Source organism: Pectobacterium sp. 1950-15 (assembly GCF_037136835.1).
Classification (GTDB): Bacteria; Pseudomonadota; Gammaproteobacteria; order Enterobacterales; family Enterobacteriaceae; genus Pectobacterium.
In genome coordinates, this window is the sequence record NZ_JBBBQR010000045.1 from 1 (window position 1) to 723 (window position 723).

Below are 723 nucleotides of genomic sequence, written 5' to 3' on the forward strand. Positions count from 1 at the left end.
GATAACGTGATTAACGCGGCCGAATCCGGCCAGACGATTGCGGTGACGGGTAAAGTCGATAACGACGTCAAAGCCGGTGATGCCGTTACCGTCAAAGTCGGCACCGAGACTTACCAGACGACAGTGAATGCCGATGGTAAAACCTGGAGCGTCAACGTACCGGGATCGGTGCTGGCCGCCAATGGGGACATCTCCGCGACAGTGACGACGCACGATGCAGCCGGTAACGCCACCACCGCCGATACGATTCATGCCTACGGTGTCGATACGGTTGCACCAACCGCCTCGATATCTATCGATAACGTCACGTCCGATAACGTCATCAACGCGGCCGAATCCGGACAGACGATTGCCGTCACCGGTAAAGTCGATAACGATGTCAAAGCGGGCGATGCGGTCAGCGTTAAAGTGGGTACCGAGACCTACCAGACCACCGTCAATCCCGACGGTAAAACCTGGAGCGTGAACGTGCCGGGGGCGGTGCTGGCGGCCAACGGTGATGTGAGCGCCACAGTCACCACACGCGATCCGGCAGGCAACGTTACGACCGCCAATACCAGCCATGCTTATGGTGTAGACACGGTTGCACCAACGGCATCGATATCTATCGATAACGTCACGTCCGATAACGTGATTAATGCTGCTGAGTCCGGTCAGACGATAGCGGTGACGGGTAAAGTCGATAACGACGTCAAGGCGGGCGATGCCATTACCGTTAAGGTT

General features: G+C 56.8%; 1 protein-coding gene. It reads left to right on the forward strand.

Annotated features, from left to right (window positions below):
- On the forward strand, nucleotides 1-723 hold a 723-nt coding region (locus WCT94_RS20705; protein WP_336871598.1), incomplete at both ends, for an Ig-like domain-containing protein.